Raw genomic sequence first — 21,738 nt, 5'->3', positions numbered from 1 at the left:
CCCCGCGCCGCCGTACCCAAGGGAGAAGAGACATGACAATCACCGCCCCCAAGTGGCTCACCGGACTGAGCCTTGCCCTTGCCGCCGCCCTGCCCGTGCAAGCCGACCAGGCCGAAGACATCCAGAAGATCATCACCTCGCTGGCCCCGGTCCAGCAGGAAAGCACCGCCCCCGCGCAAGAGGCCGCACGCGGCGTGCAGATCGGCGGGCGCACGGTCTGGGTGGTGCCGCAGCACAGCATCGACCTGCAGGTCTTCTTTGCGCTCGACAGTTACGAACTGACCTGGCGCGCGCGTGAGGACCTGGCCGCGCTGGGTCATGCGCTGGCCTCCTCGGCTTTGCGCCCGCACCGCTACCTGATCGCGGGCCATACGGACACCACGGGCGATGATGCCTACAATCTCTGGCTGTCGGAACGCCGCGCCGAAAGCGTCGCGCGCTTTCTGGTTGAGAACTTTCCGATCGACCCGCAACGCCTGGTGGCCGTGGGCTTTGGCGAGACGCGTCTCAAGACGCCCGGCAATCCGACCGCCGCGATCAACCGCCGGGTCGAGGTCACGCTGCTGCTGCCCGCAAGGCCAGAGGCGAACGCCCCCGCAGCCGCACCGACGGCTCCGCCGCCCGTCGAAAGCGTCGAGCCAGTTGCCCCGCCCGAACAGCCCCTGCCCGGCACGCTGCAAAAGGACAAGGACGGCAACATCACCATCACCTGGTAAGACATACAGGATGGCCTCCACCATGCGACGCAACCCGCCCCTGCCCCGGTTCGCCCTCGCGATTGCCCTGGCCGTGCTTTGCCCAACCGGCCCGTTCTGGGCCGAAGAGCCGGCCTCGACCGTGCTGACCGGCCACCAGGGCGCCATCGACGCCGCTACATTCAGCCCCGACGGGCGGCATGTCCTGACGGGCAGCGCCGACTACACGGCCGAACTCTGGGAGGTCTCGACCCAGCGCGGGCTGGCCATCCTCGAAGGCCACGAACATCGCGTCAGCGGTGTCGCCTTCAGCCCCGACGGCACCCGCGCCCTGACCGCCAGTGCCGATGGCACCGCGCGGGTCTGGGACCTGTCCACCGGCAAGGAAGTCCTCAAGCTGACGCAGGACGGCGGGCGCTTTACCTCTGCCGCCTACAGCCCCAACGGGCGGCAGGCCGTCACCGGCGGCAATGACGGCATCGCCCGGCTCTGGGATCTGCGCAGCGGAGCCGAGCTGCGCAGCTTTGCCGGCCACGCGGAAACCATCACCTCGCTTGCCATCAGCCCGGACGGCACCCGCCTCTTGACCGGCAGCACCGACCGCACCGCCCGGCTCTGGGACATGGCCAGCGGCGAGGAGATCCGCCGCCTCGACGGGCACGAGGCGCTGATCCTCTCTGTGGCCTTTGGCCCCGAAGGCAAGCAAGCGATCACCGGCAGCTGGGACAAAAGCGCGATCCTCTGGGAAGTGGAGACCGGCAAGATCCTGCGCCGCTTTCCCGGCCATGAGGCTGCGATCCGCGCCGTCGATTTCAGCCCGGACGGCGCGCTGGCCCTGACCGGCGAATGGAACCGCAAGGCCTATCTCTGGAACGTCGAAACGGGCGAGGAATTGCAGGTCTTCGACGGTCACGGCGCTTCGATCGACGCGGTGGATTTCGCGCCCGACGGGCGCAGCCTGCTGACCGCCAGCTGGGACGGCACGGTTCGGCTGTGGTCGCTGCCAGAGGTGCTCTGGCCCGATCTGCCCGAACGCCAACCGCTGATCGCGGCACCTCAGCCCGCCCTCAAGGCGCCTGTCACCGTGGCCGTCGCCCGACCCGAAACGCTGGTCCTGATCATCGGCAACCGCAGCTATGCCGAGGCGCCGCCCGTCGCCTATGCCCACAACGACGCCGAGGCTTTTGCCCGTTATTTCCGCGAGACCCTGCAGGTCCCTCAGGAAAACATCATCGTCGAAAGGGACCTGAATTCGATCGGCATGGCGCGCTGGTTCGGCACCGACGAGGTGCCGGACGGGCGGCTGGCCCGCCGGGCGCGCTTTGTCGACGAGATCGTGGTGATCTACTCCGGCCACGGTGTCCCGGTCTTTCACGAAGAGGGCCTGCCCAGCGGCTACCTTCTGCCCGTGGACGTGCCCGCCGCCGAGCCCGGCTTTGGCGCATACCCGCTGGACATGCTGATCCGCCAGCTGGAAACCCTGCCGGTGAAATCCGTCACCGTCCTGTTGGACGCCTGTTTTTCCGGCCTGTCGACGCAGGGCAGTCTGGTGCCCGGCGTCTCGGGCGCCTTCGGCGTCGCGGTGGCCCCACCGCAGGAAAAGGCCCGGGTGTCCGTCCTGACGGCCACCGATTTCCGCACGCCTCAATTCGCGCATTGGCTGGACGACAAGAAACAGGGCGCCTTCAGCTATTACACTTTGGAGGGGTTGCGCGGCGCAGCGGATGCCGATGGCGACGGGCGCATCCGCCTGTCCGAACTGCGCGATCACATCGACGAAAGACTGGCCCAGCAGGACCTGCGCCAGTCGCCCAGCCTGTTGCCCGGCAGCGAGGACAACGTGCTGGCGGAATACGTCACGGAAGACTGACCCATGTTGCGCCTTGCCCTCTTGTCTGCCCTTGTCTCGCTGGCGCTTGCCCTGCCCCGCCCCGCCCTAGCGCAGGCCGAAACCGTGCTGGGCGCGGAACTCTGCCGCATGGCAGAGGGGCAGATACCGGCGGGCAGCACCATCGCCCTGGCGGCACCGCTTGCGGCGGAAACGCCGCTGCCGGTGGCCCAGATCGAGGCGATCATGAGCCGCGCCGCCCAGGAAATGTGCGCAGATTGGCCCTCCAAGCCGCGGATCCTGGCCGGAAGTGCCGAATTGCGCGCCTCGCTGGCCCTGGTGCTGAACCGGCAGGGCACCGCCGCCTGGCAGGAGACCGTGCAATCCACCCTCCGGCAAGAGGCGGATTTCGTGCTGGTCGGGGAAACCGGCATCGCGAGCGGCGACGTGACCCTGCGGCTGACGCTGGTCGATCTCAGTGACGGGCGCGTGATCGTCAAGACCACGGACAGGCCACTGACCGGGCTGACAGGCCAGGCCGGGGGCGATCCGCGTGCCGCCATCGGCGCCGCCATCCGCCAATTCCTTGACATGCTGCCCGAGGCGCGGGCCGAGATCACAATCGGCGCCTTCGTGAACGAGACCTCGGGGCTGGAAACGCTCGTCGGTCGGGCGTTGGCGGACATGGCGGTCGAGGCCTGGCTGGACGCGGCCAATTCCGTCACGGCGCTCTTGCGTGATGCGCCCCCCGCGCGTGTGCGGCGCGGCCCGCCGCCCGCGAGCGGCTATTACCTGGGCGGAAGTGTCCGCCTGATCGACCGCAACCGCTTTCAACTGGTGCTGCGCCTGTCGCAGGACGGTGCCCTGCGGGCCTCGCGCACGCTGGACCTGTCCTCGCTGCGGATGCCTGCGCATCTGCGGGCGCTGCTGGATCCGGCCAACATGGCGCAGGGCACCGGGCTGGACGGGATCGCGGGCGCGCTGGCGGCGATGGGCAAGGGGCAATTGACCCTGACACCCTCCGGCGGGCGGGCCGGGATCTACCCCGTTTGCCGCGCCACGGACGCGGCCCGCGTCCCCAGTGATTGCGCCGACAGCCTGATGCGGCTGAGAGTGGGAGCCGACCGCGCCGGGGCGCTGGTCTGCCTGTCGCTGGATGAACATGGGCAGTTCTACATCGTCCTGCCCGCCGATTATGCGCCTGACGTGCGGGTCCTTGCAGGTCAGACGCTCACCCTGCCCGACGACCTGCCACCGCAGCCCGGCGGGAACCATGTCTATTGGCCCGCGATGGGGCCACCGGCGGAGACGCTGCTGGGGTGCCTGTTGTACCCCGCGTTGCCGCCCGGCCTGATGCAGGCGCTGCGGGGACTGGACGGCGCACGGCTTGCCCCCGCCGACCGGCTGGCGCTGCTGGCGATCCTGCGCGATGCGGGGCCACTTGCAGGCGCCGCCACCCGCGTCCGCATCATCGACAGCACCCGCGTGAAATGATCGCCAACGAAATCGGGCGGACCCGGGGATGCCCCCGGACCCGCCCGCCCCTGCCTGGCCAGAGGGAATGGCTCAGAACGTCTTGGTCAGGCTGACCTTGAAGGTCCGGCCAGGCGCCTTGCGCGTGGGCGAGGACAGGTGCCCGACATAATCGGCGTCAAAGGCATTCTCGATCCCGAACCGCACCTCGGTGCCCGTCATCCACACCTGGTCCGGCCGCCAGGTGGCCCGCAGGTTGTGCAGGGTGACATTGTCCAGATCGGCGCCCAGCGCATCGCGGCGGTCGGCGGAATGCACGACCTCCCAGCTCAGATCCAGCCCGTCCTCCCATTTCTTGCCCAGCGTTAGTTGCACCCGGTCGGCAGCGGTGTTGCGCCATGTGATGCCGCCCGCGCCCGGGGCGAACTCCTCACCCGAACCGACGTGGCCCGCGAAATCGACATAGGCCCCGCTGGCATGCCCGTAAGAGGCCTCCAACTCCAGCCCCCGTGTCTCGACCCGGTCGAGGTTGGTCGAGGTGGACCCTGCGGCGGTGTAGCTGGTGATGTCCCACATGGTCGTGGCATAGAGGTTGCCCCGAATGGTGAATGTATCGCCCGTGCCAAAGACATCCGAGCCGGTGTATTCCGCCCCGAACTCGAAGGTATGCGATTTTTCGGTGGTATCCATGCGGGCAAGCGCCGTGGCGCTGGCGCCCAGGTCGTCGATGATCGGCAGGCCCTCGGTATAAGCGGCACTGCCAAAGACCGACACCCCGTTGCCAATGTCATAAGACAGCGCCAGACCGCCCATCAGCGCGTCATTGGTGAACTTGCCATAGGAGGTGGCGCTTTTGACGGTCGAGGTCTCGTAGCGCAGCGCAGGCGTGACGGTGAAGGCGCCCATCGTGATCTCGTCCACCAGGAACAGGGCAAAGCGCCGGTCCGACCCGCCCGGGGCGCCGGCGGCATCGTTGTCCTTGCGATCCCGGTGGATGAACTCGGCACCCGCAAGCAGGTCATGCCCGACAGCGTCCGAGCCGAACAGGGCCCGGTTCGACAGGGTCAGCTTGGTCGTCTGATAGCGCTGGTCCGCGTTGACCGTGCTGACAAGAAAGGGAAAGGTCGGCGTCCCTTCCAGCGGCGAAGAGCCGGGCACATAGTCATACTCGATCATCTGGTCCGCGAAGGACAGGTTCACCCGCATATCCACCAGGTCGCTGACCGGGTTGAACCGGTAGTCGATCACCGCCTGCCGCGTGTCGGTCAGCCGGTCGACATTGCCGAATGTGCCTCCGGTGGTGGCGAACTGGTCATAGGGCACGTCCTTGTCATCGGCCACGGTCTGCGAATAGCTGAAGGTCAGCTCATGCGCGTCATCCTGGCCAAAGGTGAACTTGGCCTTGGCCAGCCCCGAAGGCGTGCGGAAGGCGCTGTTGCCGATGGTCCGCCCGTCGCCCGAGGTCAGGTCGTCCTGATCCCGGAGCGTGTAGTTGAGCAGGAACTCCGCGCGATCGGCAGGCTGCCAGGCCAGGGTCGTCGAACTGACCTTCCCCGCCCCGTTCGAACTGAATTCAAAGGTCTGGGCCCCGGCAAAGCCCGGAACGCCGCCGGTGAAATCCGAAGCATCCTTGCTTTCCAGCTTGACCACCCCGCCGACAATCCCCGACCCGTAGGCAAAGCTGCCGATGGTGCCGCGCAGGACCTCGGCGTTCTTGTATAGCAGCGGATCGGTGAAGAGTTGCGTGCCGATGCGGTACAGTTCCTCTGACCCGACGGCGGCGCCATCCACCAGCACCGCGATCTTCTGGTCCGAGCCATAGGTGGTGTTCGCGCCGAACCCGCGAATGTTGATCCCGGACCCCTGCGGCGTGGTCCCGTTGACCAGGGTCACGCCGGGCACGGAATCAATAAGCTGCGCCACCGTGCTGGCCTGGCGGTCCTGGATCTCTTCCTCGTCGATGACGGTGCGCGACAGCGCCGTGCCATAGGTGAGGTCCCGTTTGCCGCCGGTCAGAACCAGCGTCCCAAGGAACCCAGGGGCGTCCTGTGCAGCCGCTGGCAATGCCAGCGACATGCAGACAAGCGCGGTGGTTCCGCGCAGGAGATGAGTGAGCATATGCGCCTTCCTTCGTGTCCATGTAGGTGCCGTGGCTTGCGAAGGCTGGCGCGGGCGAATTGTTGCCTGGGCGATAAAACTTATCGTGACGGGTTGCAGCCTTACGATAATCATACTAAAACAGTCAAGTAATTAGCGTAAGCCACGCGGGGCAGCAGTCCGGCGAAGCCAGCAGACTTTCCCTGACCCGAGGACGTCATGACCGAGCAGCTTACGCCGTCACCACAACAGATCCGTGCCGCCGAGGCGCACAACCCCAGGATGCGCGCGCGCGATCTTGCCACGCAGCTGGGCATCACCGAGGCCCAGCTTGTCGCCGCCCGTGTCGGTGACGGCACAACCCGCATCGACGCCCACCCCGACCGGATCATGTCGGGCGCAGAGCGCCTGGGCGAGGTCATGGCCCTGACCCGGGTCGAGGGCTGCGTGCACGAAAAGGTCGGGACCTATGCCAACTATCATCCCGGAGAACATGCCGCGATGGTGCTGGCCGAGGACATCGACCTGCGCATCTTCCCCTCGCACTGGGTGCATGCCTACGCGGTCGAAACGCCTGGCCAGGACGGCGCCGCCCCGCGCCGGTCGTTGCAGGTCTTCGATGCGGCGGGCGACGCGATCCACAAGATCCACCTGCGCGAGACCTCGAACCATGACGCATGGGCCGGTCTGGTCTCCGAATTGGCGCTGCCCGATCAGGCTCCGGGCCAGGCGGTGGCGCCCCGCACACCCGTCGAGGCGGCGAAATCGCGTCCCGACAAGCTGGAGATCCTGCGCGAGGAATGGGCGCGGCTGACCGACACGCACCAGTTCCTGCGCCTGTGTTCCAAGCTCAAGATGAACCGTCTTGGCGCCTACCGGATCGCGGGCGCGCCCTTTGTGCGCGCGCTGGCGCCAGAGGCGGTCAACGCCATGCTGGAGGCGGTGCGCGACGCCGGGGTCGAAGTGATGATCTTTGTCGGCAACCGGGGCTGCATCCAGATCCATTCCGGCCCGGTGAACCGCCTGCAGCCGATGGGCCCCTGGCAAAACGTCATGGACCCCGGGTTCAACCTGCACCTGCGGCTGGACAAGGTGGCCGAGGTCTGGGCCGTGGAAAAACCCACACAGCGCGGACCCGCCGTCTCTGTCGAGGCTTTCGACGCCGATGGCGCGCTGATCTTCCAGGTCTTCGGCGTCGGCAAGGAAGGCCGTGACTCGCGGCCCGACTGGGGCCGGATCGTCGCGTCACTGCCCGCACGCGAAGAGGTGCCGGCATGAGATTCGGAAAATCCTCTAATGGCCTGGCCATATTCACCAGCCTTGCGACCGCCATGTTCGGCGGGCTTGTGGCGCTGACCGTTTCCGCCCAGCAACCTGCCCCCGCCCACCCGCAGGCCGATGTCCTGTCAATCGGCGGATCTGTCACCGAAATCGTGGTGGCCCTGGGTCAGCAGCACCGCTTGCTGGCCCGCGACACCACCTCGACCTACCCCCCGGCAGTGACCAACCTGCCGGACGTGGGGTACATGCGCGCGCTGTCTCCCGAGGGCGTGCTCTCGGTCGGCCCGAGCCTGATCCTGTCAGAGGAAGGCGCCGGACCGCCCGAGGCCCTCAACGTGATCCGCGCCGCCGACGTGGCCTATGTCGAGGTGCCCGATGCATTGGACGCCACCGGCATCTTGAACAAGATCGAGATCATCGGCAGCGCTCTGGGCGTGCCGGACCGGGCCACGGAACTGGCCGCAGAGGTCGGCGCGGCACTGGACGCGGCACAGGCCCGCGCGGACGTGCCCGCCGAGGATCGCAAGCGCGTGCTCTTTGTCCTGTCCACAGATGGCGGCAAGGTCAACGCCTCGGGCACCGGAACAGCGGCAGATGCGATCATCCGCATGGCCGGCGGCGTGAACGCCGTCGACGATTTCACCGGCTACAAGCACCTGACCGACGAGGCCGTGGGCATCTCGGCCCCCGACGTGATCCTGATGATGGACCGCAGCGGCGACCATGCGGCGGCGGACGACAAACTCTTCGACATGCCCGCCATCCGCCTGACCCCGGCGGCAGAGACCCGGTCCGTGGTGCGCATGGACGGGTTGTTGATGCTGGGTTTCGGCCCGCGCACGGCAGAGGCGGTCGAGGCGCTGAACGCGGCGCTTTACGGAACGCCGGGCTGATCCGATGACCGCGATCACCGACCCTCTTGTCCTGCCGCGCGACCGGCTGGCCCGCGCCCGCGTGCTGCACTGGATGCTGGCCGCATTCCTGCTGCTCTGCGCGCTGGCCAGCCTGCAGGTGGGCGCCGCCGATGTGACCCTGACCGCCCTGCTGGGCAAACTGGTCAGCGGCGAGGCCCTGAGCCAGATGGAACGGGTTGTCCTCTTGGACATCCGCTTGCCACGCCTGACGATGGGTATCCTTGTGGGTGCCGCGCTGGCCGTGTCCGGCGCGGCCATGCAGGGGCTGTTCCGCAACCCTCTGGCCGATCCGGGCATTGTCGGCGTGGGCGCAGGCGCCGGGCTGGGCGCAATCCTGTCCATCGTCCTGGGCGCCTTGCTGCCCGCGTGGATGCAGGAGCTGACCGGCAACCATCTGACGCCCTTCGCCGCTTTCCTTGGTGGCTGGGGGTCGACCCTGCTGCTTTATCGCGTGTCCACCCGGCACGGGCGCACCTCTGTCGCGACAATGCTGCTGGCCGGCATCGCGCTGGGGGCATTGGCCGGGGCGCTCTCGGGCATCCTGGTCTATATTGCCGACGACCGGCAATTGCGCGACCTGACATTCTGGGGGCTGGGGTCGCTCGCCGGGGCAAGCTGGGCCAAGGTGGTCGCGGCAGGGCCTTTGATCCTGCTGTCCATCGGCGCGGCCCTGATGCTGGGGCGCGGGCTGAACGCGCTGGCTCTGGGAGAGGCGACCGCCGCCCATATCGGCATCAACGTCCAGCGCATGAAGAACATCGCCATCCTTGCCGTGGCGGGCGCCGCCGGGGCCGCGGTTGCCGTTTCGGGCGGCATCGGCTTTATCGGGATCGTCGTGCCGCATCTGCTGCGGCTGGGCTCCGGCCCGGACCACCGCCCGCTCTTGCTGAACGCGGCGCTTCTGGGGGCCAGCCTGCTGATCCTGGCGGATGTGATCGCCCGCGTCATCATCGCCCCCGCCGAACTGCCCATCGGGATCGTCACCGCCGTTCTGGGCGCGCCGGTCTTTCTGTGGATCCTGCTGAAACGACGGGGGATGGTCGAAACATGACACTGGAGGCACAGGAAATCCGGGTCCGCTATGGCCGCCGCGAGGCGCTGCGCGGCGTCAGCCTGACCGCAGAGCCGGGCGAGGTCACGGCCATCGTCGGCCCCAACGGGTCGGGCAAATCCACCCTGCTGGGTGCGATCGACGGCACCCTGCCGCACCGGGGCCACGTGCGCCTGAACGGACAGGAAGTCTCGGGGCAGCCCGCCTGGAAACTGGCCGCCACCCGCGCCGTCCTGCCTCAGGCCTCGCGGCTGGCCTTTCCCTTCACCGTGATCGAGGTCGTGCGCATCGGGCTACAGGCAGGCACCGCGGGCGACCGGCCAGAGGTGCCGATGCAGGCACTGGCCCGCGTCGGGCTGGCGCATTACGCCGACCGGCTGTTCCAGGATCTCTCGGGCGGAGAGGCACAGCGCGTCATGCTGGCGCGAGTGCTGGCACAGGTCTGGGCGCCGGTCGAGGACGGCGCGCCCCGGTGGCTCCTGCTGGACGAACCGGTCTCCAGCCTCGACATCGCGCACCAGTTGCAGGTGATGGAGATCGCGCGGGATTTTGCGCGCGGCGGTGGCGGGGTCCTGGCCGTCATGCATGACCTGAACCTGACCGCGCTATTCGCCGACCGGATCGCCGTCCTCGCCGAGGGGCGGCGCGTGGCCTTCGGCCCCCCTGCCGACGTCCTGACCGACGACACCCTGTCGCGCGCCTACGGTTGTGCGCTGCGCGTCTCTGCCCCGCCGCCGGCGGACATTCCCTTTATCCTGCCGCACGCAGCATCCGCCTGAAAGGTCACCCATGCGCCTTGCCGCCCTCATATTCTGCCTTGCCACGCCCGCGCTCGCCGATCCCGATATCGTCATCCTCGGAGAGGTCCACGACAATCCCGACGCGCACATCGGGCAGGCGCGAGCACTGGAAACCTTGCAGCCCACCGCCGTGGTCTTTGAGATACTGACACCCGACGACGCACGCCGCGCCGATCAGGACCGCGACCAGATCCCCGCGATCTGGGGCAATTCTGGCTGGCCGGACTACGCGCTGTACGCCCCGATCTTCGACGCCCTGGGCGCGGCGCGCATCGTCGGCGCTGCAGCACCGCGCGAGAACGTGCGTGCGGTCTATGGCGATGGCGCCGCCGCGCTCTTTGGCAGCGATGCGCCAAGGTTCGGCCTGGATGCCCCCTTGCCCGAGGCACAGCAGACCCAACGCGAAGAGATGCAGTTCGAGGCCCATTGCCGGGCCATGCCGCGCGAGATGATGGCGGGCATGGTCGAGGTCCAGCGCTACCGTGACGCCGTCTTCGCCCACGCCGCGCTGGAGGCGCTGGACCGCTACGGCCCTCCCGTCGCAGTGATCGCGGGCAATGGTCATGCCCGCACAGACTGGGGCATTCCCGCCATGATCGCCCGAGCCGCGCCAGAGGTGACGACCCATGCAACGGGCTTTGTCGAAGGCACGGCCGACATGCCTTTCGACACGGTCACCATCATACCCCCGGCAGAGCGTGACGATCCCTGCGCCAGCCTGAGAACCAACTGAGGAGAGACCGCCATGTACCTGGCAATGAACCGTTTTACCGTCCCGCTCGAAAACGCGGCCGAGTTCGAGGATCTCTGGCTGTCGCGCGAAAGCCACCTGCGCGACATGGCGGGATTTGTCGCCTTCGACATGCTGCGCGGCCCCGAGGAAGACGGCAGGATCCTCTATGCCTCGCACACCGTCTGGGAAACCGAGGTTCATTTCCGCGCCTGGACCGGCAGCGAGGAATTCCGCGCCGCCCACGCCCGTGCCAGCCAGCCCCGCAAGCTGCACGAAGGTGCGCCCCGGTTCGAGGGCTTCACCTCGATCCAGAGCATCGAGGCCCGGGCGGCATGAGCGCCCCCTGCCAGGATCAGGACGACCGTTTCCGCACGGTCTGCTGGCGCGAGATGCTGCAATCCGGCACGGATCCGTCTGACAGCACGGGTCTGGCGCTGGAGCAGCTGATCGACCTGCAGCGAGCTACGGGACCGGCGCCCGATCCGCGCCGCCCTCAATAGCCAATTCTTTCTATCAGGTATTGCCTGACAGGACCCCGCCTGCTAGGCACATGATTAACCAGCCCGGGTGTCCAGCCCCAGCCAGACACGAAAACCCACCGATGGGGGCCGGTTTGATGAACCTTCCGTCCTTTGACATTCCGGCGCTCTGCGCCCTTGCCATCACCCTTGCGGCACCCGCGCAGGCAGAAACCGTGCAGGGTGCGCATGTCTCGCTGGAACTCAACGCTCTGGAGCCGGTCGACGGCGCCTGTCGCATCAGCTTCCTGATCCAGAACGGCCACACCAACGACATCGCGCAGGCCGTCTACGAGGCGGTTCTGTTCGACACCGAGGGCCGCGTGGACCGCATGACCCTTTTCGATTTCGGGGACCTTCCCGCCGCCCGCCCGCGCGTGCGCCAGTTCCTTGTTGCCGACCTGGCCTGTTCCGACCTTGGCCGCCTGCTGATCAATGGCGCCGAGACCTGCGAGGCCGACAGTGCCGACGCCTGCACGCAGGATCTGGACCTGCGCAGCCGCACGGACGTGGAGATCATCGGATGATCGGGACATTGCAGGACGCCGTGCAACGGATCTTTGATCTTGGCGGCCCGGTCGTCATCCTGCTGGGCGCGCTGTCGATCGTCGTCTCGGCGGTCGTGCTTTACAAGCTCTGGCAGTTCACGGCGGCGGGGGTCGGGCGTCACCGCGCCCTGCGCGAGGCGATCGAGGCCTGGGACATGGGCAACCGTCTGGCCGCGCGCCGCCACCTGGACCTGTCGCGCAGCTATTTGCGCCCGGTGGTGACGATGGCGCTGGACGGTCAGGGCGATGCCGACCGGCTGGAAGCCGAGGCGGAAGCGCGATTTGCGCGGCTGGAATCCGGGCTTCGCCTGCTGGATTCCATCGCGCAACTGGCGCCGCTTCTGGGGCTTTTCGGCACGGTTCTGGGCATGATCTCGGCCTTCCAGGCCTTGCAAGAGGCCGGGGCGCAGGTCGATCCCTCGATCCTCGCGGGCGGCATCTGGGTCGCTCTGCTGACCACCGCCGTGGGGCTGGCCGTCGCCATGCCCACCGCGCTGGTGCTGAGCTGGTTCGAAGGCCGCATGGATGCCGAACGAGTGCTGGCGCAAAAGGCCCTGCGCACGATCCTGGCCCCCGCCGGCCAGGCCCAGACCTTTGCCCCTGCAGCGACCGCAGCGCCGGCCCATGCGTAGGCGTCACCGGCGGCGAAAGCTGTCGATGACCTCGCTCATCGACGTGATCTTTCTTCTGCTGCTGTTCTTCATGCTTTCCTCGACCTTTTCGCGCTTTGCCGAGGTCGAACTGGCTGCGGGCGGCGCCGGGACTGGCGCCGCCTCCAACCTGCGCCCGGTGTTCCTGCGGCTGGCGCCGGACGGGCTGAGCCTCAACGGCACCCCGCATGAGTTCACGGCTTTGCCCAAAGCGCTGCGCCAGCATCAAACCGACACGGAAACCGACCTGCCCGTCATCGTCGCCCTGCAGGGCGAGGTCACAGCCCAGCGCCTGACCGACCTGCTGGTGGCAATCCGCGCCCTGCCCGGCCTCAAACTCACGGTACTGGAGGCCTCATGAGAGCGCGCCGCCAGAAAACCGAACGTGAACCGACCATCGCGTTGATCAACATCGTCTTCCTGATGCTGATCTTCTTCCTGGTGGCAGGCACGCTGGCGCGTCCGCTGGACAAGGACCTGACCCTGGTCCGGACGGCAGAGCTGGACACGACCGCGCCCGCCGATGCGCTGGTGATCCACGCGGACGGGCGCATGACATGGCGCGGCGCCCCGCAGGACAGTGCCGCCAGCTTCATGACCCAGCTGCCTGTGGAGGCGCGCGCCCGGCTGCGCGTGATCCCCGACCGGGATCTGGATGCCGCCGATCTGGTCCGGATCGGTCGGGCGCTGCGCGGGGCTGGCGCCGAAAAAATTGTCATTGTCACCGAGAAGGCCCTCGAATGATCTCCTCGTCCCGACTTGCCAAATCTTCTGCCGTTTCGCTGGCGCTGCTGGCGCACGGCGCCGTTGCCCTGACCCTTGCCAGCCCCGAAGACCCCCGGATCGAAGGCGCCTCGGGCGGGGCCGAGGTGCGGCTTGGGTCGTCTTTCGCCGACATGGCCGCTGGCCGGGTGCAACCCGAGCCGGCAAAGACCCCGGCAGAAGACGCCGAACCGGAGCAACTGACACCCGAGCGGGCCAAAGCCCCTTCCGAGCAGGCAAAGCCGGACCAGATCTCGCCGGAACGCCCCAGGGATGCCGCCGAAATGGCACAAAAGCCGCGCTCTGCCGTCCAGGCGCCGGAACCGGTGGCCCGCCGTCTGGCTGCGGTCGCCCCGGCAGAGGCCGACAGCGGTCCGCGCGTGGATTCGCTGAAACCCGATACACCCGAAACCCAGGAACCTGCCGCCTTGGCCCCCGCGCCAGAACGGGTCACACCGGAACGGGCAGCCCCCGCGCCCGCGATCAAACCCGTCGCACCGGACAACGCCCCCGCGGAACGGGTGACCGGCGAGGCACCGAAAAGCGCGGCGGTCTCTCGTTCGCTGCGGCCAAAGATGCGCACACCGGAGTTCGAAGCCGCGAACAAGCCGGTGGCCAAGCCCAAAGCCAAGCCACGGGCAAAACCCGCACCGCAGGGTGGGGGCGCCGCGCGCAACGCCCGCGCCGGCAACCCCACCGGCAACGACGCGGCCAAGGCGCGTAACTCGGGCAACAACGGTCGCAAGGCCGCGCCCGGCAACGCGGCGGCCAGCAATTATCCCGGGCTTGTCATGCGCAAGCTGTCCCGCGCCGGACGGCCCCGCGTGAATGCACGCGGCATCGCCGTCGTCGCCTTTTCGATTTCCTCGGGCGGCGGCCTCGCCTCGCTGTCGCTGGCGCGCAGTTCCGGGTCTTCGGCGCTGGATCGCGCGGCCCTCGGCGTGGTGCGCAACGCGGCCCCCTTCCCGCAACCACCCAGCGGCGCAAGGCGCAACTTCTCGATCCAGATCCAGGGACGCTGAACCGTTACAGGATCTGGCTGAGGAATTCCTTGGTGCGCGGATCCTTTGCCTCGGCAAAGAAGGTGGCGGGCGGCCCGTGTTCCACGATCACGCCCCGGTCGGTGAAATAGATGTGGTCCGCCACCTCGCGGGCAAAGCCCATCTCATGCGTGACAAGGATGCAGGTCATGCCCTCTGCGGCGAGGTCCTTGATTGTGACCAGCACTTCCTTGACCGTCTCGGGGTCCAGCGCGGCCGTCACCTCGTCGAACAGCATCACGTCGGGCCGCATCGCGAGGCTGCGGGCGATGGCCACGCGCTGCTGCTGGCCGCCTGACAGCTCTCCGGGGTAATTGTCCTCTTTCCCCTCCAGCCGCACCTTCTTGATCAACGAGCGCGCCCGGTCCTCGACCGTCTTGGGATCTTCCTTGAGCACCTTCAACGGCGCCATCATGACGTTTTCCAGCGCCGTCTTGTGCGGGAACAGGTTGTACTGCTGGAACACCATGCCGACCTTCTTGCGCAGCGCCAGCTTGTCCAGTTTCGGGTCGCTGACCTCCTGCCCCTCGACGGTGATCGACCCGCCCTGGATGTCGTTCAGGGCATTGATGCAGCGGATCAGGGTGGATTTGCCCGATCCCGAAGGCCCGATGATGCAGATCACCTCGCCCTTCATCACGTCCAGGCTGACGCCCTTCAGCACCTCGAAGTCGCCAAAGCTCTTGTGCACGTCCTTGAGGGACACGATGGGCAAATCGGGGGTCCAGCTCATGCCTGTCTCTCCTAGTAGAGGCGGTTCTTGGCGTCGTCGGCAATGATCTGCGCCATCTCGTCGACGTCCGCGACCAGCTTTTTCTCGACCAGCTTGCCGTGGGCGACCATCGCCTCGGCAAGGCTGGGAACGTCCGAGGTGTCCGGCCAGTGGTCGGGCTGCCACATCCGCGAGCGGATCATGCATTTCGCGCAATGCAGATAGGCCTCTTCGACCGTCAGAAGCAGGACGAATTGCGCGGGGCGTCCGTTGACGGCCAGCCGTTCACACAGGTCGGGGTCACGGGTCAGCCGCGCCTTGCCCGCAACCCGAAGCGTGTCGTTGTGGCCGGGGATCAGGAAGATCAGCGCGGCCTCGGAGCTGTGCAGCACGTTCTCGAAACTGTCGAAACGCTTGTTCCCCAGCCGGTCCGGCAGCGCCAGCGTCTTGTCGTCCAGCACGGCCACGAACCCCGCCGGGTCGCCCTTTGGGGAAAGATCCAGCAGCCCGTCCGCCCCCCGGGTCGCCAGCACGACAAAGGGCGATGCCGCGATAAACCGTGCGCAAAGCGGGTCGATATGGTCGATGGCCTTGCCGGCGGGCCGCTCGCCCGCATCGCCGGTGATGGCGCGCAGGTCTTCGCGGGTGGCAATGGCGTGGGGATCGGACATGGCAGCCTCAGAGTTTCACGGAATAGCGCCGTTCCAGCGCGATGGTCAGTCGGGCGATCGGGTAGCAATAGGCAAAGAACAGCACGAGCGCGTAGCCATAGAAGGGCATCAGCAGCTCGGGGTGGTTGTTCTCGGCCTCCATCGCCTGGCGGGAAAAGGTGATGATCTCGCCCACGCCCAGGAGGGAACAAAGCGGCGTCGCCATTGTCAGGATCGCGTACCAGTTCATCCAGGGCGGGATCATCCGCTTGAAACACTGCGGCAGGATGATCTGCCACAGGGTCTGCGTGCGGGTGAAGGACAGGCTTTCCGCGGCCTCCCACTGGGCCGAAGGCACGGAGTTGACCGCACCGCGCACGATCTCGGAGATATTGGCCATGACCGGCAGGCTCAGCCCGATCACCGCCTTGACCCAGGCCGGGATCGGGATGGTCAGGCCAAGGATGGTAATTTCGAACGGAAAGGCCAGCAGCACCACGAAGAGCAGCACTAGCCAGGGTGAATTGCGGAACAGCTGGGTGATCGCCCAGGAAATCCCGCGCGTCACCTTGTTGCGCGACACCTGCGCCAGGCCCAGCGCCGCGCCCAGAGTCGTGCCGATCAACATGGCAAACAGCGAGATCAACACGTTGAACAGGAACCCCTGGAAGGTCAGGAAGGGGATCCAGCGCCAGAGCGCAGCAAAGGCATCCGCCGTGCCGAAACTGGCCGATTGCGCAAAGGCCGCCGCAGGCCAGAGCGCCAGCAGGACGAGAAAGCTCCACGGCGGCAAACTGCCCAGCCAGCGCACCAGGAACATCTCGTCGTATTGGTGTCCACGCAGGACATAGGGTTTCATGACCGGCAGGTCGCTCTGCCCGTGCAGCCTACTGTCCATAACCGGGGATCCTCATCTTGCGTTCCCAACGGTTCATGCCCATCACGAGGATGCCGACCAGCAGGATATAGGTCACGAATAGCAGCAGCATCGTGGGGTTCTGCGCCGAGGGGAAATCGTTCCAGACCGATACGCTTTCATACAGCAGTTCCGGCACGGCGATGGCATAGGCCTGCGTCGTCGTCTTGACCAGGTTCACCAGATTGTTGTTCAGCGACGGGATCGACACCCTCAGTGCCAGCGGAAAGACCACCTCGCGGTACGTCTGCGTGCGCGTCATGCCCAGGCTCTCCGCCGCCTCGACGGTGGACTCCGGTACTGCCTCGATGCCTGCGCGGAAGATTTCCACGTTGAAGGCGCCCGCGAAGAAGGACAGCGAGATGATCGCCCAGCCGACATTGGAGATGATCGGCACCTCCAGCCAGCCGTCCGGGCTGTAGGACGGCGTGAACTGGCCCAGCGCAAAGTAGAAAAACAGCAATTGCACCAGTGGCGGCGTGTTGCGGAAGAACTGGATATAGCCCTGCACCACGCCGCGCAGCACGCGGTTCTGGGCGCCCTGCGCCCAGGCACCGAAAACGCCAATGATGACCGAGAGCAGCACGCAGGCAATGCTTAGCTGAATGGTCATCCACAGGCCGGACAGAATCCGCCCGGCCTGTTTCTCGTCATAGAGCCAGATGAAGTTCCACCGCGCATGCTCGGCGGCGAGTTCGCGAAAGAACTCCTCGAATCCGTTCATGTTATTCCGGCATCGGCGTCGTCTGCTGGATCAGCTCCTGCTGCTTGGCCAGGAAGGCGGTGGGCTTGATACCCCACTTTTCTTCCAGCGCTACCAGCGTTCCGTCGAGGTGCCATTGGTATTGCATGCCTTTCATGAAGGCCCCGAAGACGCAGTTTTCCTCGGACTTGGGCACGGCCAGCGCCCAGGGGCTGTCATCCTCAGAGGGCAGCGGCATTTCGAAATCGTCCCAGTTTCCGCTGGCGATGTCCGACCCAATCGAGCTGTCGTCGTAGACGAAGGCCACGCACTTCTTGTCGCGCAGCGCCTGCTTGGCCTCGGCAGTGCCGGAGAAGGCCACGACCTCGACGTCGTAGCGGTCCTCGACGATCTGGTTGTAGAAGGCGCCCTGGATGCCGCAGACCGGTTTGCCGGTCAGGTCGCTCCACTCGGTAAAGCCCAGCTGCTTGGGCGCCATGACGTTAGTGCCCGAGGTGTAGTAGTTGGGGCCGACGATGCCCACCAGTTCGCGCCGGTCGGGGCGGTCGGTCATGGTGGCGATCATCAGGTCGATCTGCCCCTGTTCAAGAAACTGCATCCGGTTCGAGCTGACAACGGCCACCAGTTCAAGATCGACGCCCATCGTGTCGGCGATCATCTGGGCCATGTCCGGCTCCATGCCGATGATGGACCCGTCGGTGCCGCGATAGCCCCAGGGTTTGTAATCGGCCTTGACCCCCACGGTGAGCGTGCCGCTCTCCATGACCTTTTTCCATGTGTCGTTGGTGCATTCCTGTGCCGCCAGGCTCAGCGGGGCCAGCGCGGTCGACGTCACAAGTGCCGTTGTGATAAATCGTTTCATGAGTTTCTCCCTTGTTGTCGAACAGTTTTTTTTGACGATCGTTCACTGCCGACACTTTGGCACAGCCTACGGGAGAGTCAAAAAGGTTCGGGCCAGAGACTTTGGTTTTCCGAAAAGTGGCAAGGTTCGCCCAACTCTGCGGCACAGTCCGATGAGCGCGTTTCGCCTCCGCGCCCTATCTGCAAACTGCGCTTGTCATCCCGCCGCGGCCATCGGGACACGTCCCGGTCGCGCCTTGATTTTATGCAATTCCGCTGTTTGCGCCCATCTATGCGGCACCGCAGCATTCCCCCTGCGGCGCCCCTCCTGCGCGATAACCGGACTGAACCCGCAGCACCCGGTTGCTGAACGGCGCAATCCACGCCTGCGCCTCGACCGGAGAGGGGCCAGCCTGACACGGACGGTCCGCCCCCTGTCCGAGGTCCGCAGTCCCTTGCAAAACATGCGAATATTGCGATCAGGACAGCCGGGATGCATCCCCGGCCAAAGCCGGCGAGGCTGCCGAGGCACTGTCACCCGGACGCCGCTTTACCTCGACATCTGTGGGGCCACCCCCGCCAATCGTTGCCATTTTGGCAACGCAAACCTCTAATTTCACCGCTTTTACTGCATCAAAAACCGCGACAACTGTCAGGTGAATCACTCGAACACCTGACGGAGACGGCGCAAATGAAGCTCAAATCGAACTGGTGGTGGGACCTCTCCACCAAGGATTTTTCCGAACTGGACATGAGCAAGGTCGTCGCCGTTTTGCCCACGGCCGCGGTGGAACAGCACGGCCCCCACCTGCCCGTCCGCGTCGACAGCGCCATCAATGCCGGCATCATGGACCGCGTCGCCCAGCGCATCCCGGACGACCTGCACGCCCTGATCCTGCCGATGCAGGCGGTGGGCAAATCGGTCGAACACCTGGAATTTCCCGGCACCCTGACCCACAGCTACGAGACCCTCGCCCGGGTCTGGTTCGAGATCGGTGAAAGCGTCGCGCGCACCGGCTGCCGCAAGCTGGTCTTTGCCAACTGGCACGGCGGCCAACCCCAGGTGATGGAAATCGTCTGCCGCGAGTTGCGGGTCAAGCTGGGCATGTTCGCGGTCAGCGCCAATGCCTCGGCGGACCTCGATGTCTCGGACCTCTTCGACGGACAAGAGATGAAGCACGGCATTCACGGCGGCGAATTCGAAACCTCGCTGCTGCTGGAACTTCACCCCGAGCTGGTGGACATGGACCTGGCCGAGGATTTCGAACCGCTCTCTGTCGAGATGGAAAAGGCCGGCGGCATCCTCACTCCCGAAGGCCGCATCGGTTACGGCTGGCAGACGCAGGACCTGCACCCTTCCGGTGCATGCGGCAATGCAGCCGCCGCCGATGCGAAACGCGGCCGGATCGCGCTGGACCGCGCCGCCGACCGGTTCGTCGCGCTGTTGAAGGAGGTCCGGGATTTCCCGATCGAACGCGTGACGCAGAAAACCATGTTCAACGATGCGTGACATGGTGGACAGCCCACGACGATCCCTCCTGCCGGTGCAGGCCCCTGTCCGGCAGGAGCTGCGCCTGAAGGACGGAACCCGGCTGGTCGCCGACACCTGGCGGCCGGACACGCAGGACACTCTGCCGGTCCTGCTGATGCGCCAGCCCTATGGCCGCGCCATCGCCTCGACCGTGACGCTGGCCCATCCCGCATGGTACGCGGCGCGCGGCTATATCGTCGCCGTCCAGGACGTGCGCGGCACCGGCGACTCCGAAGGCGATTTCGATGCCCTGGTCAACGAGGCGGCGGACGGCGCCGAGACCCTCGACTGGGCGCGCGACCTGCCGGGGTCGAACGGCAAGGTCGGTACATACGGGTTCTCCTACCAAGGCACCACGCAGTTCCAGATGCTGGCCGGCGGCGCGCGGCCCGACGCAATGGCCGTCTCAATGGCATCGTGGTCGCCCTTGACCGACTGGCTCTCCGAGGGCGGATTGTTCCGCTGCCGGATGTCGGCCTCCTGGGCGGCGCAGATGGCCCGGTTGAAGGCCCGCCGGATGGGCGATTTAGCGGCGCTGACGGCCTTGGCGCCAGAGCGGGGCTGGCAGGCGCATTTCGACTTTCTCATGTCACGCCCGGACCTGTCGCATCTTTCCCGCTGGGCCAAGGGCCAGCCGGGGGCAGACCCCGCTGCCGACCTCGCCCCGCCCCCTGCCGTGCCCCTGATCCAGACCGCCGGGACCGCCGATTTCTTCCTTCGGGGCACGCTGGCCGCCGACAGGGCCTTTCGCGCGGTTTCCTCTGACACAACACATCTTGTCCTTGGTCCCTGGGGGCACATCGGCTGGAACCGGTCCGCCGGCGCGGCACGCCTGGCCCCGGGGGCAGAGGTTTCCGTCGACCGGGCGCAGCTCGCCTTTTTCGATCACTACCTCAAGGACCACGGCCCACGGCCCGCTGCCGTCACCGCCTATGATGCGGGCAGGGATAGCTGGCATGACACCGACACGCTCGAAGGGTCCGGCGCAAAGGTCTATCACCTTGCGTCAGACGGCCTTGCCGCGCAGATGGTGACGGATGGCCGCCTGATGACCGACCCCGCGGCGCCGGGGACCGACATGCTGGTTCTGGACCCCACCCGGCAGGCGCCGCTCTGTGGGGGCGCCTTCACCGGTCCGGTCGATGTTGGCCCGCTGCACGACCGGTCCGACGTGGCCTGCTACACCACCGCCCCCATGACCTCATGCGTGCAGTTGCGCGACCGGGTCGAGGCCGAGATCCCGCTGGACGTCGATGGCCCCCATCCCGGGCTGGCGGCCACGCTGGCGGTCGTCGACCGGCAAGGCACCGCCACGGCACTGGCCACGACCGTCGTGCGCCTGAAAGGCGGGACGCTGCGCCTGGTGTTCGAAGGCCTCTTTCACAGCCTGCACCCCGGACAGTCCCTGCGCCTGTCCCTGCAGGCCGCCCCCCTGCCCGACTTCCAGCCCTATCCGGCCACCACGCTGGCCGATCCAGGCGTGCGTGCCACGACCATCGCCATCCACCACGACGCCAGCCGGCTACTCGTCTTTACCGCAGATCAGGAAACACCCCATGCGTGACCGCAACTATCTCATTCTTGACGCGATTACCGCCATGTACGGAGACACTGTCGCGGTCGACCAGCTGACGCTGGAAATCGCACGCGGCGAGCTTTTGTCCCTGCTTGGCCCCTCGGGCTGCGGAAAGACCACGACGCTGCGCATGATCGCCGGTTTCATCCAGCCCTCCTCCGGGCACATCATGGTGAACGGGCAGGACATCACGCGCCTGCCCCCGCACAAGCGCAACATCGGCGTGGTCTTCCAGGCCTATGCGCTGTTCCCGCACCTCTCGGCACTGGAAAACGTTGGCTTCGGCCTGCGGATGCGCAACATCCCCAAGGCCCGGCGACAGGAACGCGCCCGTGCGGCGCTGGACACCGTGGGCCTCGGTGCCTTTGCCGACCGCCTGCCCGGAAATCTCTCCGGCGGCCAGCAACAGCGCGTCGCCCT

Annotated in this window: 24 protein-coding genes; 18 read left to right on the top strand and 6 right to left on the bottom strand. The window is 66.7% G+C overall.

Annotated features, from left to right (window positions below; genetic code table 11):
* Positions 1–32 precede the first annotated feature (32 nt).
* The 3 genes from PVW46_RS01970 to PVW46_RS01960 are packed head-to-tail and all read left to right on the top strand — an operon-like array spanning position 33 to position 4,017.
* Positions 33–716 carry an OmpA family protein gene (locus PVW46_RS01970; protein ID WP_069209810.1) on the top strand — a complete coding sequence of 228 codons (684 nt, stop codon included), beginning with the start codon at positions 33–35 and terminating at the stop codon, positions 714–716.
* A gap of 22 nt (positions 717–738) precedes the next feature.
* Entirely contained in the window at positions 739–2,565 is a 1,827-nt protein-coding gene (locus PVW46_RS01965) for a caspase family protein (protein ID WP_069209809.1), read from the top strand.
* 3 nt (positions 2,566–2,568) lie between these two features.
* The gene (locus PVW46_RS01960; protein WP_069209808.1) at positions 2,569–4,017 is read left to right on the top strand and encodes a hypothetical protein; all 1,449 of its coding nucleotides are present in this window, start codon (positions 2,569–2,571) and stop codon (positions 4,015–4,017) included.
* A 72-nt stretch (positions 4,018–4,089) separates the two neighbouring features.
* On the opposite strand, the gene PVW46_RS01955 is transcribed toward PVW46_RS01960, so the two are convergent.
* The gene (locus PVW46_RS01955) at positions 4,090–6,114 is read right to left on the bottom strand and encodes a TonB-dependent receptor domain-containing protein (protein ID WP_069209807.1); all 2,025 of its coding nucleotides are present in this window, start codon (positions 6,112–6,114) and stop codon (positions 4,090–4,092) included.
* 198 nt (positions 6,115–6,312) lie between these two features.
* On the opposite strand from PVW46_RS01955, the gene PVW46_RS01950 reads away from it, so the two are divergent.
* From PVW46_RS01950 to PVW46_RS01895, 12 genes are all read left to right on the top strand, one after another.
* The gene (locus PVW46_RS01950; RefSeq protein WP_069209806.1) at positions 6,313–7,371 is read left to right on the top strand and encodes a hemin-degrading factor; all 1,059 of its coding nucleotides are present in this window, start codon (positions 6,313–6,315) and stop codon (positions 7,369–7,371) included.
* Entirely contained in the window at positions 7,368–8,267 is a 900-nt protein-coding gene (locus PVW46_RS01945; protein ID WP_069209805.1) for a heme/hemin ABC transporter substrate-binding protein, read from the top strand. Before PVW46_RS01950 ends, PVW46_RS01945 begins: the two co-directional genes overlap by 4 nt.
* Before the next feature lie 4 nt (positions 8,268–8,271).
* On the top strand, positions 8,272–9,339 hold the full coding sequence (locus PVW46_RS01940; RefSeq protein WP_069209804.1) for a FecCD family ABC transporter permease: 1,068 nt from the start codon (positions 8,272–8,274) through the stop codon (positions 9,337–9,339).
* Entirely contained in the window at positions 9,336–10,118 is a 783-nt protein-coding gene (locus PVW46_RS01935) for a heme ABC transporter ATP-binding protein (protein WP_069209803.1), read from the top strand. The genes PVW46_RS01940 and PVW46_RS01935 overlap by 4 nt, the downstream gene beginning before the upstream one ends.
* Before the next feature lie 10 nt (positions 10,119–10,128).
* Complete coding sequence (locus PVW46_RS01930; RefSeq protein WP_069209802.1) at positions 10,129–10,872, top strand: ChaN family lipoprotein; 744 nt, start codon at positions 10,129–10,131, stop codon at positions 10,870–10,872.
* A gap of 12 nt (positions 10,873–10,884) precedes the next feature.
* Positions 10,885–11,208 (top strand): heme-degrading protein HmuQ, encoded by a 324-nt coding sequence (gene hmuQ / locus PVW46_RS01925; RefSeq protein WP_069209801.1) that lies wholly within the window; start codon positions 10,885–10,887, stop codon positions 11,206–11,208.
* Positions 11,205–11,372, top strand: coding sequence for a hypothetical protein (locus PVW46_RS01920; RefSeq protein ID WP_274574313.1), 168 nt, complete (start codon positions 11,205–11,207; stop codon positions 11,370–11,372). Before hmuQ ends, PVW46_RS01920 begins: the two co-directional genes overlap by 4 nt.
* Positions 11,373–11,488: 116 nt before the next feature.
* On the top strand, positions 11,489–11,917 hold the full coding sequence (locus PVW46_RS01915; protein WP_069209829.1) for a hypothetical protein: 429 nt from the start codon (positions 11,489–11,491) through the stop codon (positions 11,915–11,917).
* Positions 11,914–12,570, top strand: coding sequence for a MotA/TolQ/ExbB proton channel family protein (locus tag PVW46_RS01910; protein ID WP_069209800.1), 657 nt, complete (start codon positions 11,914–11,916; stop codon positions 12,568–12,570). The genes PVW46_RS01915 and PVW46_RS01910 overlap by 4 nt, the downstream gene beginning before the upstream one ends.
* A complete protein-coding gene (locus tag PVW46_RS01905) occupies positions 12,563–12,949 on the top strand; it encodes a biopolymer transporter ExbD (RefSeq protein ID WP_074620296.1) in 387 nt (128 codons plus the stop codon). Before PVW46_RS01910 ends, PVW46_RS01905 begins: the two co-directional genes overlap by 8 nt.
* Positions 12,946–13,332 (top strand): ExbD/TolR family protein, encoded by a 387-nt coding sequence (locus tag PVW46_RS01900; RefSeq protein ID WP_069209798.1) that lies wholly within the window; start codon positions 12,946–12,948, stop codon positions 13,330–13,332. The genes PVW46_RS01905 and PVW46_RS01900 overlap by 4 nt, the downstream gene beginning before the upstream one ends.
* A complete protein-coding gene (locus tag PVW46_RS01895; protein WP_069209797.1) occupies positions 13,329–14,372 on the top strand; it encodes a TonB family protein in 1,044 nt (347 codons plus the stop codon). Before PVW46_RS01900 ends, PVW46_RS01895 begins: the two co-directional genes overlap by 4 nt.
* A 4-nt stretch (positions 14,373–14,376) precedes the next feature.
* Here the strand turns inward: PVW46_RS01895 and PVW46_RS01890 are convergent, their stop codons facing one another.
* Genes PVW46_RS01890 through PVW46_RS01870 form a run of 5 tightly spaced genes read right to left on the bottom strand, consistent with a single transcriptional unit; the run spans position 14,377 to position 18,233 of the window.
* Positions 14,377–15,123, bottom strand: coding sequence for an amino acid ABC transporter ATP-binding protein (locus tag PVW46_RS01890; protein ID WP_043139939.1), 747 nt, complete (start codon positions 15,121–15,123; stop codon positions 14,377–14,379).
* Between the two features lie 11 nt (positions 15,124–15,134).
* Positions 15,135–15,773 (bottom strand): MSMEG_1061 family FMN-dependent PPOX-type flavoprotein, encoded by a 639-nt coding sequence (locus PVW46_RS01885; protein WP_043139942.1) that lies wholly within the window; start codon positions 15,771–15,773, stop codon positions 15,135–15,137.
* Positions 15,774–15,780: 7 nt separating this feature from the next.
* Entirely contained in the window at positions 15,781–16,650 is an 870-nt protein-coding gene (locus PVW46_RS01880) for an amino acid ABC transporter permease (protein ID WP_069209796.1), read from the bottom strand.
* A complete protein-coding gene (locus tag PVW46_RS01875) occupies positions 16,640–17,392 on the bottom strand; it encodes an amino acid ABC transporter permease (protein WP_069209795.1) in 753 nt (250 codons plus the stop codon). Before PVW46_RS01875 ends, PVW46_RS01880 begins: the two co-directional genes overlap by 11 nt.
* A 1-nt stretch (position 17,393) precedes the next feature.
* Positions 17,394–18,233 carry a transporter substrate-binding domain-containing protein gene (locus tag PVW46_RS01870; RefSeq protein WP_043139949.1) on the bottom strand — a complete coding sequence of 280 codons (840 nt, stop codon included), beginning with the start codon at positions 18,231–18,233 and terminating at the stop codon, positions 17,394–17,396.
* A gap of 669 nt (positions 18,234–18,902) precedes the next feature.
* Between PVW46_RS01870 and PVW46_RS01865 the strand changes: the two genes are divergently transcribed.
* From PVW46_RS01865 to PVW46_RS01855, 3 genes are all read left to right on the top strand, one after another.
* Positions 18,903–19,721 (top strand): creatininase family protein, encoded by an 819-nt coding sequence (locus tag PVW46_RS01865; RefSeq protein WP_043139952.1) that lies wholly within the window; start codon positions 18,903–18,905, stop codon positions 19,719–19,721.
* On the top strand, positions 19,714–21,306 hold the full coding sequence (locus PVW46_RS01860) for a CocE/NonD family hydrolase (RefSeq protein WP_083242326.1): 1,593 nt from the start codon (positions 19,714–19,716) through the stop codon (positions 21,304–21,306). Before PVW46_RS01865 ends, PVW46_RS01860 begins: the two co-directional genes overlap by 8 nt.
* Positions 21,299–21,738: ABC transporter ATP-binding protein (locus PVW46_RS01855; protein ID WP_274574294.1), on the top strand; the 440-nt coding region annotated here is incomplete at its 3' end. The genes PVW46_RS01860 and PVW46_RS01855, both read left to right, overlap by 8 nt.

The sequence above is a fragment of the Mameliella sp. AT18 genome, assembly GCF_028807275.1.
GTDB classification, from domain to species: domain Bacteria; phylum Pseudomonadota; class Alphaproteobacteria; order Rhodobacterales; family Rhodobacteraceae; genus Antarctobacter; species Antarctobacter albus.
This window is presented reverse-complemented; position numbering and strand designations above follow the sequence as displayed.

Coding starts and splice junctions, on each gene's coding strand:
- hmuQ (WP_069209801.1), top strand. CDS start 10,885: ATGTACCTGGCAATGAACCGTTTTACCGTCCCGCTCGAAAACGCGGCC.
- PVW46_RS01935 (WP_069209803.1), top strand. CDS start 9,336: ATGACACTGGAGGCACAGGAAATCCGGGTCCGCTATGGCCGCCGCGAG.
- PVW46_RS01900 (WP_069209798.1), top strand. CDS start 12,946: ATGAGAGCGCGCCGCCAGAAAACCGAACGTGAACCGACCATCGCGTTG.
- PVW46_RS01870 (WP_043139949.1), bottom strand. CDS start 18,233: ATGAAACGATTTATCACAACGGCACTTGTGACGTCGACCGCGCTGGCC.
- PVW46_RS01860 (WP_083242326.1), top strand. CDS start 19,714: ATGCGTGACATGGTGGACAGCCCACGACGATCCCTCCTGCCGGTGCAG.
- PVW46_RS01895 (WP_069209797.1), top strand. CDS start 13,329: ATGATCTCCTCGTCCCGACTTGCCAAATCTTCTGCCGTTTCGCTGGCG.
- PVW46_RS01945 (WP_069209805.1), top strand. CDS start 7,368: ATGAGATTCGGAAAATCCTCTAATGGCCTGGCCATATTCACCAGCCTT.
- PVW46_RS01880 (WP_069209796.1), bottom strand. CDS start 16,650: ATGGACAGTAGGCTGCACGGGCAGAGCGACCTGCCGGTCATGAAACCC.
- PVW46_RS01955 (WP_069209807.1), bottom strand. CDS start 6,114: ATGCTCACTCATCTCCTGCGCGGAACCACCGCGCTTGTCTGCATGTCG.
- PVW46_RS01965 (WP_069209809.1), top strand. CDS start 739: ATGCGACGCAACCCGCCCCTGCCCCGGTTCGCCCTCGCGATTGCCCTG.
- PVW46_RS01885 (WP_043139942.1), bottom strand. CDS start 15,773: ATGTCCGATCCCCACGCCATTGCCACCCGCGAAGACCTGCGCGCCATC.
- PVW46_RS01875 (WP_069209795.1), bottom strand. CDS start 17,392: ATGAACGGATTCGAGGAGTTCTTTCGCGAACTCGCCGCCGAGCATGCG.
- PVW46_RS01920 (WP_274574313.1), top strand. CDS start 11,205: ATGAGCGCCCCCTGCCAGGATCAGGACGACCGTTTCCGCACGGTCTGC.
- PVW46_RS01910 (WP_069209800.1), top strand. CDS start 11,914: ATGATCGGGACATTGCAGGACGCCGTGCAACGGATCTTTGATCTTGGC.
- PVW46_RS01930 (WP_069209802.1), top strand. CDS start 10,129: ATGCGCCTTGCCGCCCTCATATTCTGCCTTGCCACGCCCGCGCTCGCC.
- PVW46_RS01950 (WP_069209806.1), top strand. CDS start 6,313: ATGACCGAGCAGCTTACGCCGTCACCACAACAGATCCGTGCCGCCGAG.
- PVW46_RS01915 (WP_069209829.1), top strand. CDS start 11,489: ATGAACCTTCCGTCCTTTGACATTCCGGCGCTCTGCGCCCTTGCCATC.
- PVW46_RS01905 (WP_074620296.1), top strand. CDS start 12,563: ATGCGTAGGCGTCACCGGCGGCGAAAGCTGTCGATGACCTCGCTCATC.
- PVW46_RS01890 (WP_043139939.1), bottom strand. CDS start 15,123: ATGAGCTGGACCCCCGATTTGCCCATCGTGTCCCTCAAGGACGTGCAC.
- PVW46_RS01960 (WP_069209808.1), top strand. CDS start 2,569: ATGTTGCGCCTTGCCCTCTTGTCTGCCCTTGTCTCGCTGGCGCTTGCC.
- PVW46_RS01940 (WP_069209804.1), top strand. CDS start 8,272: ATGACCGCGATCACCGACCCTCTTGTCCTGCCGCGCGACCGGCTGGCC.
- PVW46_RS01865 (WP_043139952.1), top strand. CDS start 18,903: ATGAAGCTCAAATCGAACTGGTGGTGGGACCTCTCCACCAAGGATTTT.
- PVW46_RS01970 (WP_069209810.1), top strand. CDS start 33: ATGACAATCACCGCCCCCAAGTGGCTCACCGGACTGAGCCTTGCCCTT.